General features: G+C 62.3%; 20 protein-coding genes, 1 pseudogene and 1 riboswitch. Of the genes and pseudogenes, 11 read left to right on the forward strand and 10 right to left on the reverse strand.

Going from position 1 to position 16990, the window contains the following annotated elements:
* Positions 1-35 precede the first annotated feature (35 nt).
* From QP904_RS04280 to menE, 8 genes are all read left to right on the forward strand, one after another.
* A complete protein-coding gene (locus QP904_RS04280) occupies positions 36-1004 on the forward strand; it encodes a 1,4-dihydroxy-2-naphthoyl-CoA synthase (RefSeq protein WP_284835587.1) in 969 nt (322 codons plus the stop codon).
* A gap of 15 nt (positions 1005-1019) precedes the next feature.
* Positions 1020-1169: a hypothetical protein gene (locus tag QP904_RS04285; RefSeq protein WP_005322953.1), complete on the forward strand. Its 150-nt coding sequence runs from the start codon at positions 1020-1022 to the stop codon at positions 1167-1169.
* Between the two features lie 91 nt (positions 1170-1260).
* The gene (locus tag QP904_RS04290; RefSeq protein ID WP_284835588.1) at positions 1261-1485 is read left to right on the forward strand and encodes a hypothetical protein; all 225 of its coding nucleotides are present in this window, start codon (positions 1261-1263) and stop codon (positions 1483-1485) included.
* Positions 1486-1618: 133 nt separating this feature from the next.
* Positions 1619-2785, forward strand: a complete 1167-nt coding sequence (locus QP904_RS04295) for a metal ABC transporter substrate-binding protein (protein ID WP_049377867.1) — start codon at positions 1619-1621, stop codon at positions 2783-2785.
* A gap of 6 nt (positions 2786-2791) precedes the next feature.
* Positions 2792-3478 carry a metal ABC transporter ATP-binding protein gene (locus QP904_RS04300; protein ID WP_005322958.1) on the forward strand — a complete coding sequence of 229 codons (687 nt, stop codon included), beginning with the start codon at positions 2792-2794 and terminating at the stop codon, positions 3476-3478.
* Positions 3478-4308: a metal ABC transporter permease gene (locus QP904_RS04305; protein ID WP_049377866.1), complete on the forward strand. Its 831-nt coding sequence runs from the start codon at positions 3478-3480 to the stop codon at positions 4306-4308. Before QP904_RS04300 ends, QP904_RS04305 begins: the two co-directional genes overlap by 1 nt.
* Positions 4308-5135 (forward strand): metal ABC transporter permease, encoded by an 828-nt coding sequence (locus QP904_RS04310; RefSeq protein ID WP_005322960.1) that lies wholly within the window; start codon positions 4308-4310, stop codon positions 5133-5135. The genes QP904_RS04305 and QP904_RS04310 overlap by 1 nt, the downstream gene beginning before the upstream one ends.
* A 56-nt stretch (positions 5136-5191) precedes the next feature.
* Positions 5192-6325 (forward strand): o-succinylbenzoate--CoA ligase, encoded by a 1134-nt coding sequence (gene menE, locus QP904_RS04315; protein ID WP_005322961.1) that lies wholly within the window; start codon positions 5192-5194, stop codon positions 6323-6325.
* Here the strand turns inward: menE and QP904_RS04320 are convergent, their stop codons facing one another.
* Positions 6326-6997: a metal-dependent transcriptional regulator gene (locus QP904_RS04320; RefSeq protein WP_034656208.1), complete on the reverse strand. Its 672-nt coding sequence runs from the start codon at positions 6995-6997 to the stop codon at positions 6326-6328.
* Positions 6998-7211: 214 nt separating this feature from the next.
* On the opposite strand from QP904_RS04320, the gene QP904_RS04325 reads away from it, so the two are divergent.
* Positions 7212-8102, forward strand: coding sequence for a 1,4-dihydroxy-2-naphthoate polyprenyltransferase (locus QP904_RS04325; RefSeq protein ID WP_284835589.1), 891 nt, complete (start codon positions 7212-7214; stop codon positions 8100-8102).
* Here the strand turns inward: QP904_RS04325 and QP904_RS04330 are convergent.
* Complete coding sequence (locus tag QP904_RS04330) at positions 8099-8425, reverse strand: DUF4229 domain-containing protein (protein WP_239208760.1); 327 nt, start codon at positions 8423-8425, stop codon at positions 8099-8101. The genes QP904_RS04325 and QP904_RS04330 overlap by 4 nt on opposite strands.
* A 38-nt stretch (positions 8426-8463) precedes the next feature.
* Here QP904_RS04330 and QP904_RS04335 point away from each other — a divergent pair, with 38 nt between their 5' ends.
* Entirely contained in the window at positions 8464-8709 is a 246-nt protein-coding gene (locus tag QP904_RS04335; protein WP_239204723.1) for a hypothetical protein, read from the forward strand.
* Here QP904_RS04335 and relB read toward each other — a convergent pair.
* The 8 genes and pseudogenes from relB to QP904_RS04375 all read right to left on the reverse strand — a co-directional run bounded on the left by relB (position 8706) and on the right by QP904_RS04375 (position 15935).
* The gene (relB, locus tag QP904_RS04340) at positions 8706-8966 is read right to left on the reverse strand and encodes a type II toxin-antitoxin system RelB family anti-toxin (RefSeq protein WP_200288305.1); all 261 of its coding nucleotides are present in this window, start codon (positions 8964-8966) and stop codon (positions 8706-8708) included. The two genes, QP904_RS04335 and relB, sit on opposite strands and share 4 nt — an antisense overlap.
* Positions 8967-9986 carry a c-type cytochrome biogenesis protein CcsB gene (gene ccsB / locus QP904_RS04345; RefSeq protein WP_284835590.1) on the reverse strand — a complete coding sequence of 340 codons (1020 nt, stop codon included), beginning with the start codon at positions 9984-9986 and terminating at the stop codon, positions 8967-8969.
* 94 nt (positions 9987-10080) lie between these two features.
* The gene (gene resB, locus QP904_RS04350) at positions 10081-11712 is read right to left on the reverse strand and encodes a cytochrome c biogenesis protein ResB (protein WP_200288306.1); all 1632 of its coding nucleotides are present in this window, start codon (positions 11710-11712) and stop codon (positions 10081-10083) included.
* Between the two features lie 7 nt (positions 11713-11719).
* Complete coding sequence (locus QP904_RS04355; RefSeq protein ID WP_200288307.1) at positions 11720-12523, reverse strand: cytochrome c biogenesis CcdA family protein; 804 nt, start codon at positions 12521-12523, stop codon at positions 11720-11722.
* The gene (locus QP904_RS04360) at positions 12524-13129 is read right to left on the reverse strand and encodes a TlpA disulfide reductase family protein (RefSeq protein WP_200288308.1); all 606 of its coding nucleotides are present in this window, start codon (positions 13127-13129) and stop codon (positions 12524-12526) included.
* Positions 13129-13737, reverse strand: a complete 609-nt coding sequence (locus tag QP904_RS04365) for a histidine phosphatase family protein (protein ID WP_200288309.1) — start codon at positions 13735-13737, stop codon at positions 13129-13131. The genes QP904_RS04360 and QP904_RS04365 overlap by 1 nt, the downstream gene beginning before the upstream one ends.
* An 8-nt stretch (positions 13738-13745) precedes the next feature.
* Positions 13746-15047, reverse strand: a complete 1302-nt coding sequence (gene hemL, locus QP904_RS04370) for a glutamate-1-semialdehyde 2,1-aminomutase (RefSeq protein ID WP_200288310.1) — start codon at positions 15045-15047, stop codon at positions 13746-13748.
* A gap of 574 nt (positions 15048-15621) precedes the next feature.
* Positions 15622-15935 (reverse strand): annotated as a pseudogene (locus tag QP904_RS04375) (DMT family transporter).
* An 8-nt stretch (positions 15936-15943) separates the two neighbouring features.
* A riboswitch (guanidine-III (ykkC-III) riboswitch) is annotated at positions 15944-16009 on the reverse strand.
* Positions 16010-16040: 31 nt separating this feature from the next.
* On the opposite strand from QP904_RS04375, the gene QP904_RS04380 reads away from it, so the two are divergent.
* Complete coding sequence (locus QP904_RS04380; protein ID WP_284835591.1) at positions 16041-16889, forward strand: NAD(P)-dependent oxidoreductase; 849 nt, start codon at positions 16041-16043, stop codon at positions 16887-16889.
* Positions 16890-16990: the final 101 nt, after the last annotated feature.

Below are 16990 nucleotides of genomic sequence, written 5' to 3' on the forward strand. Positions count from 1 at the left end.
GGGACTATTCTTCTTTTGCCACTAAGCTGACCGATATGAGCGAGCAGAAAAAATACAGCACCGATAATCCCTTTCGGCCGGAATTGTGGCATTCCGTAGAAGGCTTTGAGGACCTCACGGATATCACCTATCACCGGCTCAACGGTGAGGGCCGCAAGAACGGCATCGTGCGCATCGCCTTCGACCGCCCGGAGGTGCGCAATGCGTTTCGCCCGCATACCGTAGACGAGCTCTACCGCGCCCTTGACCACGCCCGCCGCACACCGGATGTGGGCACGATTTTGCTCACCGGCAATGGCCCGTCCGAAAAGGACGGCGGCTGGGCGTTTTGTTCCGGCGGCGACCAGCGCATTCGCGGCCGCTCCGGGTATCGCTACGCCACCGAGCACGCCCATGATGACGCCACCGCGGATGAATCCACCGTGGACACCGCCCGCGAAAAGGTGGAGGGCGGTCGCTTGCATATCCTCGAGGTCCAGCGCCTTATCCGCACCATGCCCAAGGTGGTTATCGCCGTGGTCAATGGTTGGGCGGCCGGCGGCGGTCACTCGCTGCACGTGGTCTGCGATATGACGGTCGCCTCCCGCCAGGAGGCGCGCTTCAAGCAGACGGACGCGGACGTGGGTTCCTTCGATGCCGGCTATGGTTCGGCCTACCTAGCTAAGATGGTGGGCCAGAAATTCGCCCGCGAGATCTTCTTCTTGGGTCGCACCTATGATGCCCAGCGGATGTATGAGATGGGCGCGGTCAATGAGGTTGTCGATCACGCCGACTTGGAAGACGCCGCAATCCAGATGGGCCGCGAAATCAACGGCAAGTCCCCAACAGCCCAGCGCATGCTGAAGTTCGCTTTCAACCTGACCGATGACGGCCTCATGGGCCAGCAGGTCTTCGCCGGCGAGGCGACCCGCCTGGCGTACATGACCGACGAGGCCGTCGAGGGCAAAGAAGCATTCCTCGAAAAGCGCGACCCGCAGTGGGAGCAGTTCCCGTATTACTACTAGCCAGGAGTTAGCACGATGTGGATTTTCGCCATCGGCTTGGCCACACTTGCACTGGCGGGCGTCATCGTCTCGCGAGTGTGGATGCTCAAGCGTATCAAGGATGCGCAGGACAGCGGGGAGCGTCCCTTCGATCAGGAGGACACCCCGCGCAATCCATACATGTAGCGGAGTAAATGGCGTGGGACGCCCTCGGACCGGAGTGAGACATCTCAAGCAATTGTGGACATGCCCATAGTTAATACTTAAAGTGTCGAACATGAAACTCTGCAACTCATTCGTCATGCTCGCAGCACGCGTCGCCCTGGGCGTAATTCTCATCGCCCAGGGCTGGCAAAAGTTCTCCGAATGGACCGTCGCCGTCGCGGGCCTGATGCTCGCCGCCGGCCCCGGCATACGCTCCCTGGATCAGCTCCCCTTCAGCAAAAAGGCAAAAGTAGCCAAATACGGCCACCGCTTCCTAGCCTCTCACTTCACTCATTGAAGTGAGAGGCATTTTTAAATTTTGGCAGCTTAAGGAAGAGATAGGACCACCTAAGTTCATTACGTTGAACAATCTAGTTCAAGGGTGCTAGTGTTTGTTGAGTTCACTTCTCCTAATACAAAGGAAGTTCATTATGAGCTCAAATCACAGCACCCCACGCCGGCCCCTACAGCGCATTCTCGCAGGCACCTGCGCCCTCGCACTCGGCGCCAGCCTCGCCGCTTGCAGCGCCTCGAAGGAATCCATCGACGCTGCAAAGCCGAAGGACGGCGACACCGTCAAGGCCGTGGCCACGACTACCCAGATCTGCGACTACCTCACCCAGGTAGCCGCCGGCGGCCTCAAGCTCCACAAGGTCGACTCCCAGGGTGCGGAGACCAACTCCGGCGAGGGCCCAGTGACCCTCGACCTCACCTGTTTGCTCGCCCCCAACGCCAGCGCCCACGAGCACGAGATGACCCCACAGCAGATGCAGGCGCTCTCCCAGGCCGACTACATGTTCGTCAACGGAGTCGACCTCGAGCACTTCCTCGACCAAGCCGTGGACTCCTCCGGCTTCCACGGCGTCATGGCCGTGACCTCGGGCGTCAAGAGCGAAGGTATGGGCGATGGCAACGGCAAGTACACCATCGACGAGGGCATCGAGCACGTGAGCCCGCGCCCGTGGCCTTTCCCGGGGGAGGACGGCGAGGCCCCAGAATTCAAGTACGACCCGCACGTGTGGACCTCCCCGAAGCAGGCCAAGATTCAGGTCGACAACATCGTCAACACGTTGTCCCAGGCCTCCCCGCAGGCCAAGGACGCCTTCACCGCCGCCGGCAAGAAGTACACCGACCAGTTGGAGGACCTCGACAAGTGGGCCAGCGATTCCATGTCCGCAGTTCCTGAGCAAGACCGCGTGCTCTTCTCTTCCCACGACGCCTTCGGCTACTTCTCAAACGCATACGGCGTGAAGTTCATCGGCTCCGCACTGTCTGACTTCAACAACCAGCAGGACGCCACCTCGCGCCACATCGACGAGCAGGCAAAGCAGATCCGCGAGTCCGGTGCCAAGGCCATCTTTGCGGAGAATTCCAACAGCTCGAAGTCCATCGAGGCCATCGCCCGCGCCGCAGGCGTCAAGGCGGTTACATCCGACGACGCTTTGTACGGCGACTCGCTAGGTGTGCCAGGCAGTGAGGGCGAGACCTACATCGGATCCATCGTCCACAACATCAACACCCTGGTCAGCGCCTGGGACTCCGAACAGCAACCGTTGCCGGAATCGCTGCAGGCATTCGACGTCGCCAAGCGCAAGTAGCTCTATATGTCTTCCCCATTAATCACTCTGCGCAATGCCACCTGCGGCTATGGCGCCCGGGATATCCTCACCGACGTTGATCTTGAGATCCGCGCGAGCGAGGCCGTGGCGCTCCTGGGGGCCAACGGCGCGGGCAAGTCTACGCTGCTCAAGGCAATCACTGGCCTGGCTGCCTTGCGCGGCATGGCCACCATCGACGCCTCGCTCGGCTACGTCCCGCAGTACCAAGACTCCGACCTGAGTTTTCCCGTCACGGCTTACAAGGTCGTGGAAATGGGCCTTTTGCCATCAGTGAGCTGGTGGCATAGGTGCACGAGCATGCGTAGCTATCGCGGCCATGTACTCAATGCCCTGCGACAAGTGGGGATGGAGCACCTCGCCGAGACGCGGTTTGGCCAGCTCTCGGGAGGGCAGCGCCAGCGCGTGCTCATCGCGCGCGCGTTGGTTTCGGCCCCGGAGCTGGTGCTTCTCGACGAACCCTTCAACGGGCTTGATCAAGAAAGCCGCCGAATCCTGATTCAGATCATTGCGGATCTCAAGGAAGCAGGAATCGCCCTGCTCGTCTCCACTCACGACCCCATCTTGGCGCAGCACACCTGCGACTGGGCGGCGTTTGTGCTCGACGGCAAGGTCCACACCATGGGAACCGAGGAAGCAGTGGAAACCTATATGGAGCAAGGTGCGCGACTGTAATGGAGCAGATTCTCTTCGCCCCGTACCTGCGCAATGCCTTCCTCTTCCTGCTGTGCCTATCGATTGTGGGGGCTGTCATTAGCGTCCTCGTTAATCTCCGCCGCATGGAATTTACGGTGGAAGCCCTCGTGCACTCGGTTTTTCCAGGCATCGTGGTAGGGCTCATCGTGGGCGGCATCCCGGGCATCGTGCCGGGTGCGGCCGCGGTGGCCACGGTGACGGTGCTGGTGCTGGCTTCTCTGGGTTCTGGGCGGCGCCAGTCAGCGCGGAAGCTGGATATAGAAGCCGGAACGGCCGTGGTGCTGACCTTCATGTACGGCATCGGCGTGGTCATCAGTTTGGCCTATGGCGACAAGTCCGGGCAGCTGGAGGCGCTCATGTTTGGCCGGCTTCTCGACGTCACGCAGTCCAGGCTGGCAACCTCCGTCACGCTCTGCGTGATTGCGGCACTGCTCATCCTGACAACCTGGCGCATGCAGATTCTCGTCGCTTTCGATACAGCAGCGGCCCGCGCCATGGGCGTCAACGTGGCGGCTTATGAGCTCATTGCGAATGTCGCGGTTGGCCTAATCGTGGTGGCGGCTAGCTCGGCAGTGGGTGTGTTGCTGGTTATCGGTTTTATTGTCATTCCAGGCCTCTCGGCGCGCTTGATCGCAGGATCCCCGCGCAGCATGTGCTTCTGGGCTGCGGGCTTGTCCACGCTGGCAGTGGTGGTGGGATTTGCCATCATGCTGTCCCAAACCGCGCACCAGATTTCGCCGCAGGCAATCGTCAGCTTGATGCTGGTTGTCACCGTGCCGCTAGCGGGCTTGAAGGGGGTATTTAGCTAATGGGACTGTCTCATCTTGATCCAGAGATCCTGCGGATGCCCCTCCTTGAGGCCATTGCTGTGGGATGTTTATCTGGCTTGGTTGGAACCTTGATGGTCATGGGCAAGCGCGTCTTTTTCGCCGAGAGCCTGTCGCACGGAATCTTCCCCGGCGCGGTGCTCGGCGTAGTGGTGGCCAACCTTCTGAGCTTGGATCTCTCCACGGGTTTGATGGTGGGCGCGGCACTGTTCTGCCTACCTTTGGCCTGGCTTATGCGGTGGTTGAGTACCGTCGAGGGCATTTCTTCGACCGCTGCCGCCGGCGTGACGCTCACCCTGGGATTTTCCCTGGGCATCTTGTTGCTGCGCTGGTTCCAACCGCTACCTATCCACGTGGATAGCTTTCTCGTGGGCTCGCTGACCACTGTCAATGCGCAGGATGTCTGGTTTGTCAGCGCCCTGGTGGTGGTCAGCCTTGGCGTGCTGGTAGCATTTCGCCGGACGTTGGTCTCCTTCTACTTCGACCAGACGTCCTTCCGCGCACAAGGTGGAAATCCCGGCTGCTATGACTTGCTTACCCTCACGCTTATCAGCGTGACCATGGTGGTGGTGATTCCCGCGGTGGGCACTATCTTGTCCCTGGCGCTGCTGGTAGCCCCGGCGGCGGCGTTGCAGCCGTGGATCAAGCGCCCGACCCAGCTCATGCTCGGTGCCGGTATCGCGGGCATTGCGCTGGCATGCGGCGGGCTCTGGCTGGCGGCCGCACTCAGTTTGTCGGCGGGCGGCTGCATCGCGGTGCTGGCGGGTGTGTTCTATTTGCTCAGCATGGGGCTGCGGGCCTTGCTCTAAACGCCCGGCGCGCCGCCTCCCGGGACGAGCGATATGCCCGGGTAACCTGATTATTCGTGACTCATATCCTCGCCCCACTCCCAGTCGATCCCCGCAATCCCGCAGGAATTTTGGATGACCTCGAGAAGGCCATCGCTGGGCAGACCACGCTCTTACCCCTTCCCGCAGCGGACCGCACGCGGACGGAATTGCTGCGCAACCACATGCGCGCGGGCGAATCGATTGCTGAGGACATTGCTTTGGTGGTGTCCACCTCGGGTTCCACGGGCACACCGAAGGGTGCGCAGCTAAGCCCGCTTAACCTGGTGGCGAGTGCGGATGCCACCCATTCTTTCCTGGGTGGCCCCGGCCAATGGCTACTGGCCATGCCCGCCCACCACATCGCGGGCATCCAGGTGCTCGTGCGTTCGTTGGTGGCGGGTGTGGAGCCACTGTGCCTCGACCTGTCCCAAGGCTTTAACATCACCGAGTTCGCCCGCGCAGCAGAAGAACTCGCCCACACCGAGGACCGCATGTACACCGCGCTCACACCGATGCAGCTGCACAAGGCACTCGATTCGCTGGACGGCATCCAAGCACTGCGCCGTTTCAACTCCATCCTGGTAGGTGGAGCAGCGCCACATCCCCAGCTATTGGAATCTGCGCGCAAGCTCGACATCACCGTGGTAACCACCTATGGCTCCTCGGAGACTGCGGGCGGTTGCGTCTACAACGGCACTCCCCTGCCCGGCACCGAGGTGCGCATCGGGGAAGATAACCGCATTTTCCTGGGCGGGCCGACCATTGCGCAGGGCTACCGCAATGTGGAATCGCGCGACTTCGTCGGTGGCTGGTTCGCAACTTCCGACGCCGGGGAGCTCGACGCCCACGGTCAACTCACCGTCACTGGACGTCTGGACAGCATCATCAACTCGGGCGGGTTGAAGTTGCACCCAGAACAACTGGAACAGCTCTTGTTGCAGGTACCGGGCGTCGACAGTGTATGCGTGGTGGGCATCCCTGATCCACGTCTTGGCCAGATGATCGCCGCAGCTTACACCGGCTGGGCCTCGCGCACCGACATCCTCGAAGCGCTCGATGACCTGCCTCGGTGGCAGATTCCGCGCGAGATTATCCGCATTGCTGAGATGCCGCTGACCGGCCCCGGCAAGGTGGACCGTCGTGGTGTCGCAGGGCTCTTTAAGAACTGATTAGACTTCGTTAGCGCGCACCGTCACGTCGGCGGCCGCGACTTCCGCAAGAGAGAACTCCTCGTCCCCTGCGTGCAGGTTGAGCAGGCCCGCAACGCGGGAATCGACTACGACCTCGACGCCCAGGCCGACGCCATGGCTGTCGAGGTAGCGCAACAGCTCGGTGTCTCCGTCGCATACCCGCTCGATGGTGACAGGGGTGTGAAGGGGGACGTCGTCAAGCGTGAGCGTGCCAAGGTCCTCGATGCTGCCCTGCGCGTCGGGGATGGGATCGCCGTGGGGATCGCGCTGAGGATGGCCCAGGTGCTGATCGAGTCGATCGATGAAGCGATCGGAGCATGCATGCTCGAGGAGATCGGCATCCTCGTGAACCTCGTCCCAGGTGTACCCCAGCTCTTTGACCAAGAAGGTCTCGAGGAGACGATGGCGGCGGACCATGCCCATGGACAGTGCCTGGCCCTCTGGGGTCAGCGAAACGCCAGCGTAGCGCTCATGTTCCACCAGCCCTTGGGCAACGAGACGCTTTACGGCTTCCGACGCCGTGGGCACCTTTTGGTTCAATCGCCCCGCCAGCTCCTTGAGCGCGATGGGCGCGCCGCCGGAGTGCTCGGAGAGGTCCCACAGGACTTTGAGGTAGTCCTGGGTACGTTCAGGGAGATCGCTTAAATGCATGACATTCATCGTAGTAAAGGCCTTGCCCCGCGAGCGATTCACATGATAACTTTAAGAAAGTTCAACGCATTGAACTTTTGTCACGGGTGTGGCCCACAGCCGTCCTTTCTTGGGTACGTACGACGCGCTTCCGCCATACCCGTGGCTTTTATATATCCGCCGTGTGCGTCCCTTGTGCACAGCATGCCCGCGGTGGCGTGGCACAATAACTGACATGTCACTTTCTGCCTATCCCGCAACTGCCAAAGACTGGCTCCAAGGCGCACGCCCGCACACGTGGGCTAATGCCTTCGCCCCAGTCATCGCTGGTACTGGTGCCGCAGCGGCTGCCGACGGCGCGCACTTCGGCCGCGCGCTTCTCGCCCTCGTGGTGGCGTGGGCGCTCATCATCGGCGTGAACTACGCCAATGACTATTCCGATGGCATCCGCGGCACCGACGACGACCGCACCGGTCCGCAGCGCCTCACCGGCGGCGGCCTGGCCCGCCCGCAGCAGGTGAAACTCGCGGCCTTCGCCGCCTTCGCCGTGGCCGGGCTCGCCGGCATCGCGTTGTCCTTGGCGGCGCATGCCTGGTGGCTCATCCTCATCGGCGCGCTGTGCATCGCCGGAGCATGGTTTTATACCGGCGGCAAGAATCCATATGGCTATCGCGGGCTTGGCGAGGTTGCTGTCTTTATCTTCTTCGGGCTCGTCGCCGTGCTCGGCACCGAATTCACCCAAGCTGGCCGCCTGTCGTGGTCGGGCCTCGCGCTGGCCGTGGGCATCGGCGCGATGAGCTCCGGGGTGAACTTAGTCAATAATATCCGCGATATTCCCTCCGACGCCGAAACCGGCAAGATTACGCTCGCCGTACGCCTCGGAAACGAGAAGGCACGCCTGCTCTTTACGGTGCTGCTCCTTCTGCCATTCCTGCTGACCATTGGCATTGCCTTCAGCAGCTGGCTCGCACTCGCCGGCTTGGTCTACTTCCCCTTCGCGCTGCGTGCCATTCGCACCGTCAATCGCGGCGCTCAAGGACCAAAGCTTATCCCCGTGCTCGGCCTGACCGGCCGCGCGATGCTCCTGTGGGCGATTATCGAGGCCGCCGCACTCATCCTCGTCTAGTCCTGCGCGGCGCGCCCTTCTAGCTCCGCCTGTACCCAGCGTTTGTGGGCCTTGCGCTGGGCGGAGTACTCGGCCAGCGTTTGGGTGGCCTCGATGCGCCACTTTTTAAAGATGAGCATCGAAAGCGGCAGCGCCACGAAGAGCGCCAGCAGCGCTGCGATAAGCACTGGGATGGGAAAGCCGATGGCGATAGATAGCAGCTCGATCACCACGGTCAAAGCGATAAAAAGCACTACGCGGGCAAGCCCATACTTCCACAGCGCCGCGCGGGAACGGCGGCGCAGTTCTGGGTCCGGCTTAGGTGGCTCAAGATTATGCGTCATGGGGGTTGATTGTACGCGGTGCAGGTAGAATTCCACGCATGGGCCGAATCATTCTCCTTTTACTCTTTGTCCTCGCCGCCTACTTGGTGTGGAAGGCCTTCGGTCCCTCCACATGGAAAAAGCGCGAGGTGGACCAACCCCGCGCCATCAAGGGCCCCGACGATGATGAGGAATTCCTCTGGAACTTAGAAAAGGAGCGCTTCAAGCAACGCCGCGCACAGGAGGCAGAGGAAGAAAAACGCCGCCAGCGCCGCAATCGCGACACCAACGGCGAGAAGGATTAGGATTCCTTCGGCACGAAGCGCATCTCCAAGCCGAGGGCCTCGGCCACGGCGGTAATCTTTTCCCACCGCACGCCCGCGCCCCCGTGCTCGATGGTGTGGAGGGTGGAGCGGGAGATACCGGCGGCGTCGGCAAGCTGCTGCTGCAAAATGCCCAACTCGCGGCGGCGCTCGGCAAATTGCGCGCCCAGGCCTAAAATCACCGCATTATCACCAGCCGGCTTGCCCGGCTTATGGCGCGGGCTCGTATGCTCCGCCATTTAATTCAGCCCCGCATAGGAGTGCAGGCCGGAGACAACCATGTTGATAAAGAAGAGGTTGAAGACCATCAGCGCCATCGCCATGACATTGATCCACGGCGCAGCCTTACGGAACGCCGGCGTTGCACGCGCGTGCAGGTAAGCGGCATAAAGGATCCAGGTAGCGAAGGAGACGGTTTCCTTCGGGTCCCAGCCCCAGAAGCGGCCCCAAGCGGACTCGGCCCAGATGGCCCCCAGGATAATGCCCAAGCCCAAGGTTGGCAGGGTGATTACGGCCAGACGGTAGGCCAGCTGGTCAATCTTCGCGGCAGAAGGCAATGGGCGGGCTACAGCACCGAAAAAGCCATGCTCGGCATGCTTCGGCTGTGCCATACGGAATAGGGTCAGCAGCGAGACAATGCCGGAAATAATACCAATGGACGCGCCCAAGGACACCACGGTGACGTGGATGGGCAGCCAGTGCGACTGCAGTGCCGGCACCACTGGGGCAGACTCGGCATAGAGCTTGGTGGAGCCATAAAACATCAGCGCCAATACCGGGGTGAGCAGCCATGGCCACACGGTGCGCCACTCCTTACGCTGCATGGCAATATTGCCCACCAGCAGCACGCCAAAGCTCACCATCAGCACGTACTCGTAAAGATTACCAAAGGGGAAGCGGCCGGTAGCCAGGCCACGCAGCACAATCGCCGCGGCATGCAGCGCAATGCCCACCCACATCAGCGAGCTGGTCATGCCGCCGAGTTTATCGGCCTTGCGCTCCTTCTCCTTCAGCTCACCTTCCGTGATACCGGAAGAGGACTGGGCCACCTCGCCCGCATAGCCCTGCTTTTCGACGTCCCCAGCGCCCGCCCCCACCAAGACCTTCGAGGCCTGGGACTTCACGGCACGGCGGCCCTCGATAATGCTCTGCAAGCGTCCGTAGTAAAACAGCGACATAAAGAGCGCGACACAGTACACCACAAAGGCGGTCTGCACCGCGATATCCGAGAAATTAGACAGATTCTGATCGATCTGCATGAACGCTCCTAGCCAATACACGTGCGGGGATAGTGCTGATTACCTTACTCAGCGAAACGGCCTAGTCCAACTTTTGTTGGACTAGGATGACGTACTAATCATCGGTATAAAGCTCGTCTTCTTCGACCTCATCTGGGTCCGGCAGCTCCAGCAGCGCGCGGTGCAACTCGTGGAACTCCTCCGACCAACCGGCGCGGTCGGTGCGGGCGAGGCCGCCCATTTCCACATCGGTGCCGCCGGCCGCGTTCGGCCGCAGGCGGATATAGACGCGGCGGCGCTTAATCACCAGCGAACCCACCAAGGAGATGAGCATTACCAGCGCGGAGACCAGCACCCACTTCTGGAAGGGGTCATAAGAGACCTGGTAATTGGCAAACTCGCTGGCGCCGTCGAAAGTGATCTTGGTGCCATCGTCCAGGGTGACATCCTCACCCTGGTTGAGGTTCACGCGGTCAATCTTTCGCAGCTGGCCGGAGTGCACCAGGTTCGGATCCAACGAGAAGAAGGACTGCGGGGTGCCGGTATCCAAGCCGGCATCACCACGGTAGATATCGATGGCCATGGCCGGATCCTGCAAACCTGGGTAGGAGGACTGCAGCAGCTTGCCGTTCTCACCGGCCCACTCAGCCGTAGGCGCGAAGAGGCCCTGAATGGCGATCTGATTTTGACGACGCTCATAGAGGTCCGGGTGCATGCCGGCCGGCGGGTCAAAGCGCATCGCGCCGGAGGACAAGAAGAAGGTCGTATCATTCGGCTGGAACTGAATGGTCTGGGTGCGCTTTTCACCATTGGGCCATTCCACGGTGACCGTCGGCGCGTAGCCATGGCCCTGCAAGTAGACGCGGTTATGCGCGAGCCGCAACGGGTGGTTGACCTTGAGCTCATAATCCTTCCACTCGGAGTCATCCTTGTAGATGTCATCGCCCTCCGCGTAGGAGACGTTGGAGGTAAACATCTCGGCCTGGCCGTTCGGCAGGTACTCGGCCGCGAAGTCATGGGCGACGAGGCAGAAAGGGTGGAGCCCGGTGCCGTCGAAAAGCGGGCCGGCGCGGAAGGAGTCAAAATTAGACGTAGAGGTATTGCAGAACTCCGTGGACTGGTCCAGGGTCTGGCCGCCGCCCTGCGAGCCAGACTCAGTGACCACAATGACCTGGCCTTCGTAGTTGACCAGTTTGCCGGCGGCAACCGTAACCAGGATGGCTACCAGCGCCACGTGGAAAATGAGGTTGGCTAGCTCGCGGCCGTAGCCGCGCTCCGCGGAGAAGGTATGCACGCCGGCACGGTCCTTCTCCGGGGAATACTCGGCCACGCGCCACCTCTTCAGGCGCTTCTTAATTTCCGTGGATAGTTCCTCCTCGCTCTTTTCCGAGTGCCCCTCGGCCGCCAGCGGCAGCTTGTGGAGGTACTTCGGCGCGCGCGTCGGCGGGGTCTTCCACGCCTTATAGTGATCCCAGGAGCGCGGCAGGATGCAGCCAACCAGGGAAATCGCCAAGAGGACGAAGATGGCCTGGAACCAGACGGAGGAAAAGACGTCGAAAAGCTGCAGCTTGTCATAGATCTTCGCCACGTTGCCATTGGACTCGATAAAGTCTTGCACGTTCTGCTCGTTGAGATCGCGCTGCGGCAGCAAAGAACCGGGGATCGCGGCCAGCGCCAGCAAGAAGAGCAGCGCTAGCGCGGTGCGCATACTAGTCAGCCAATGCCAGGCTTTGCGGAAATATTTCACGTCTCTCCTAAATAAGGGTTGCGCCGTAGTTGCCGGTCCACTGGCGGATGAGGCTAATAAATTCGCCCCATAGGCCGGTTACCAGGGCCAGGCCGACGAGGATCATGGCCACGCCGCCGATTATTTGGATGGTATGCGAGTGTTTGCGGGCCCACGAAATCGTGCGCATCGCCCGCGCGGAGCCCAGCGCCACCAGAAGGAACGGTAAGCCCAGGCCCAGGCAATAAAAGATAATGAGCAGCACCCCGCGCGCGGCCGTCATGCCCTCGGTGCCGGCCGATACGGAAATGATGGCGGCCAGCGTTGGGCCCAGACACGGCGTCCAGCCCAGCGCGAATACCCCGCCGAGCAGCGGCGCGCCCAGCCAGGTGGTCCAGCGCTTCGGCGCCAGGCGGGTGTCTTTCTGCAGCGCTGGAATCGCGCCTAGGAAGACCACGCCCATCAGGATAGTCACGCCGCCGCCGACCCGCATGAGCATTTCTTCGTTGAGCCTTAGCGCGGAAATCGCGCCGAATACGGAGACCGTCGCCAGCAGAAAAACCACGGTAAAGCCCAGGATGAACAGTGCCGATGCAAGGACAACGGCCCATTGCCTGCGCTTGCCGACGCCCACCCCCAACTCCCCATCGAAGGTAACCTCCCCGCCTACCACGCCGGCCAGGTAGGAAATATAGCCGGGAACCAGCGGGATCACACACGGACTGGCAAAGCTCACCAGCCCCGCTAGGGCGGCCGCGAGCAGGCCCAGAAGGAGAGGGCCGGAGGTCGCGGCCTCAGCAAAAGAGTTGCCGATGCTCGCTGCGTTATCCATTTATTCCTTTTCTAACTTGTCCACTACGTCCAGCACATCTTTAGCGGTGATGGAACGCAAAAAGACCGTAGCCGGGCGGTGCTGTTTATCCAAGACAATGGTGGTGGGCACCACGGAAGTCGGCACGCCGCCTAGGGCCGCAGCGGTCTTAAACGGCGGATCATAGATGGAGGGATACTTCAGCCCGTTGTCTTCGAGGAAGTCATTGGACACCTGGGGGTTATAGTCGCGCACATTGATGCCCAAGACGGTGCCGATCTGGCGTTTTTGCAGCTCGGAGTGAACCTCTTGGAGGTCATCGGCCTCGCTGCGGCAGGGCGCGCACCACTGGCCCCAGGAGTTAAGCACGACGATTTCGCCGTCATAGTCTTCCAAGGAGATGGTCTTATCCGTATCGCGCACATCCTCGCCGGAGAACGTGCGCAGCGGCTTGCGCTCGGATTCCTCGTAATTGATGACCTTCTCGCCGCCGGGGGTGATGAATTCGAAGTTACCGCCGGTAGCAACCGCATTTTGGGCGTTATCGGAATCCTGCGCGCACCCAGCAAGGGTCACGGCTACTGCCGCCAGCACCGCGCCAACTGCGCGTTTGCGTCGTAGTGCCATTAAATCTCCTGCGCCGGCGAAGAGTAGAAAATATCGGTGACCTGGTTGTCTTCAAAAAGCAGGGAGGTTACCGAGGCCAAGTCGCATTCGCGGTTCCACGGCGCGTGCGGCAAGCGCTGGCCGAGCACGGTGCGCTGCACCATCACGATGGGCAGCTGGTGGCTGACCAAAATCGCCTCGTGGCCGGCGGCGGCGGTACGGGCGCGCTCGATGGAGCCCAGCATGCGCTCGGCAATCTGGTCATAAGGCTCGCCCCACGATGGCTCCAGCGGATTGACCAGCAGCGGCCAACGGCGCGGATTCCACAGTGCGGAGCGCAGACCCTTGGTGCGCAGGCCCTCGAAGCGATTGCCGGATTCAATGAGCGTCTTATCGACGTCCACGTCCAGTCCCGTTACCTCCGCAATCGGCCGCGCTGTCTCTTGGGCGCGCTGCAGTGGCGAGGCTGCCAGGTAGGTCACATCATGGTCGCGAAAGGACTCCGCGGTCCGCGCCGCCATGGAATGCCCGCGCGAGGATAGGTGATACCCCGGGATACGCCCGTAGAGGATCTTCTCTGGGTTGTGGACCTCGCCGTGACGCACGAGGTGAACGATGGTGCGTGTCATGTCTCTCCTTAGTTTGCGGGACGCGCAGCGGCCGCAGCTTGTGCGGCGGGCTTGAGGGCCGCCTCGATGAGTTCAAAGTCGGCGTCGTTAAGAGCATCCGAGACGAACCAGGTCTCGAATGGGCTCGGCGCGACATAGATGCCGTTATCCAGCAGGGCGTGGAAGAACGGGGTGAAGCGGAAGGTCTCGGCCGCCTGCATATCGGCGAAGTTGCGGCCCTCGCCCTCGGCAAAACGGATGGAGAACATCGAAGACGCGCGCTGGATGTGGTGCGCTACGCCCTCGGCCGACAGCGCCTCAGAAATCATGCCGGTCAGGCGGTCCGCATTGGCCTGCAGGCGCTCATAGAGCGATTCATCGGCCAGCTCCAAAGACTTCAGGCCCGAAGCCATTGCCACCGGGTTACCGGAGAGCGTGCCCGCCTGGTAGACCGGACCTTCCGGCGCGAGGTAGTCCATGACCTCGGCGCGGCCGCCAAAGGCAGCGGCCGGCAAGCCACCGGAGACGACCTTGCCAAAGGTCACCAGGTCCGCCGCCACGCCGTCGACGCCGTACCAACCCTTATAGGAGGTGCGGAAACCGGTCATGACCTCATCGAGGATGAGGAGGGCGCCGTCTTCATGGGCGACGTCGGCAAGCGCGGCGTTGAAGCCCTCATCTGGTGCCACGGTGCCCATATTGCCGGCCGAGGCCTCCGCGATAATGCAAGCAATCTCGCCCGGGTGCTGCGCGAAGGCCTCGCGCACGGCCTCGATATCGTTATAAGGAACGACGATGGTATCGGCCGCCGTCGCGCCCGTCACGCCCGGGGAATCCGGCAGCGCAAAGGTCGCCACACCGGAACCGGCCGAGGCCAGCAGGGCATCCACGTGGCCGTGGTAGCAGCCTTCAAACTTCAATACCTTGGCGCGGCCGGTATAGCCGCGGGCCAGGCGCACCGCGGACATGGTGGCCTCGGTGCCGGAATTGACCATGCGCACCTTATCGGCCGCGGTGCGCGAAACGATGGCCTCCGCGAGCAAAGCTTCGCCTTCTGTAGGCGAGCCGAAGCTCAAACCGCCCGCAGCCGCCTTCTGCACGGCCTCCACAATCTCCGGGTGCGCGTTGCCGTGAATCATCGGACCATAGGAACTGACCAGGTCAACATACTCATTGCCATCGGCATCCCACAGGCGCGAACCCGCGCCGCGCTCAATGACGCGGGCCTGGCCACCCACGGAGCCGAACGCGCGCACCGGCGAGTTCACCCCGCCCGGAATCACCTTGGAGGAACGCTCAAACCACTGTTGCGACTGGGAAGTATTAGGCATGTCTGACATTCTAGCGATTCGCGCGCTATACAAAAGTTGGACTGCGCGATTCACAGTCAGCCGCTAAACTTCGGGGCGTTGCACTTTTCAATTCGGGGGGATTTTCAATGCAGCGCACTGTCATTTTCGCCATCCTGGCCGCTTTCTGCCTCGCCGGTTGTGCCCGGCCCGCGCCCGAACGGCCGCTGCCTACCTCGGTAGGTGCCGCCCCGCTTGCCGACGCCCCCTCCTGGCAGCCCCCTCCCCACCCTCTCACCCCTCGCGACCTGCCGCAGGAAGACACGGCGCCTCCTTCGCCGCCGGCCGCGGAACCTTCGCCGTCAACCGCGGCGCCCGCGCCTGCGCCTAAGCCTGCGCCGGCCCCTCGCCCAGAACCGGGCCTGGCTCCCGCGCCGGCGCCCCCACCGCGACCAGCAGCGCCACGCTCTCCCGCGCGGGATAAGAGCGGACTGCCGAACCTCAACATTCCGCCGCATGAGGTACGCGGGCGCATCGAGGACGCGGTGCCTGATATGCCGGCAGTGCCCGCCGTGCCTGCGCCGCCGCTGCCTCCCGCGCCGCGGATTCCGGGTCTCTAACTCACCGCTTTCAGCCCCACGATGCCGCCGATGATCATGGAGAGGAAAAACACCTTCCACACCGTGGCGACCTCGTGCCCGGCCGCGAAGGAATAGATAACCGCCCCGACGCGCCAACACCCGCCCACACCGCATAGGCCGTGCCTACCGGGATGCTGCGCATCGCCCACGCCAGCCCGCCCATGGAAATCGCGCAGGCCACTAGGAAAATAAGCGAGGGCCACAAACACGTAAAACCTGCGGATTTATCCAATGCCGCCGCCCACACGGCCTCGACTGCGCCGGAGAAAATCAAGATGAACCACGCCATAACTGCTTCCTGGCCGTCTTGTCGCGTTGCCGGGTACGGCTCCCCCGTCCGGGGCTCGCGCAAGACGCGGCGAACCTGCACCCAATGATGGCACACTGGGAAACCATGAGGATTGCATTTCTTGGAACTGGCCGCATGGGAACCGAACTAGCCCGCCGCCTGCTCAATGAGCAAGACGGCATCGAATTGACCGTCTGGAACCGCACCGCCGAGCGTGCCCAGCCGCTGGTGGAGGAAGGCGCCGAGCTTGCCGCCTCGCCCACCGAGGCCGTAGTGAACGCCGAGGTCATCATCACCTCGCTCTTCGGGCCTGACGATGTCCGCGAGGTCGTCGTCGAGCCGCAGCTCATCCCCGCCGGCGTGACCTGGATCGATACCACCACCGTCTCGCCCAACGATGCCCGCGAATTCGCCGCCGCCGTGGAAACCTACGTCCACGCCCCGGTCGTCGGCACGCTCGGCCCGGCCCGCGAGGGCAAGCTCGGCATCTATGTGGGCACGCCTGACGACGCCCGCCGCGAGCAAGCCATGTCCCTCGCCGAGTCCTGGGCGGGAGAAGACAAGCTCATCGGGGTGGAGGCGGCGGCCACGGCGGCCATCGGAAAGCTGCTGGCGAACCTCGCGCTCGCCGTCACCGCCGAGGGCCTGCTCGAAGCCCTGCAACTCGGCGAATCCGAGGGCCTAGACTCCGAGGTTGTGCTGCAAATGCTTGATATCACCGGTCTGGCCTTCATCGCCAATATGAAGGCGCCATTTATCACCGGCGAGCGCAATACCGACCCGGGCGATTTCACCGTCGACGCCCTGGCTAAGGACGCGAAGCTCATGGAGATGACCTCCACCAAGCCGCTGCCAGCCCTTACCGCCGCCATTGGCCGCTTCGAGGAAATGCAGGCGATGGGCCACGGCAATCAGGACTTCTCCTCCATCTTCGTCTTCCGCAATAAGGGCTAGTTATCCACAGGCCCGCAGCGAGTGCGGGCCGAAATTCGCCCTTCCGGCCCTAGTTATCCACAGATTCGCGCGCTCGCCCTCGCACGGATTGCGCGCGGTGG

Source organism: Corynebacterium nasorum, assembly GCF_030229765.1.
Taxonomy (GTDB): Bacteria; Actinomycetota; Actinomycetes; order Mycobacteriales; family Mycobacteriaceae; genus Corynebacterium; species Corynebacterium kefirresidentii.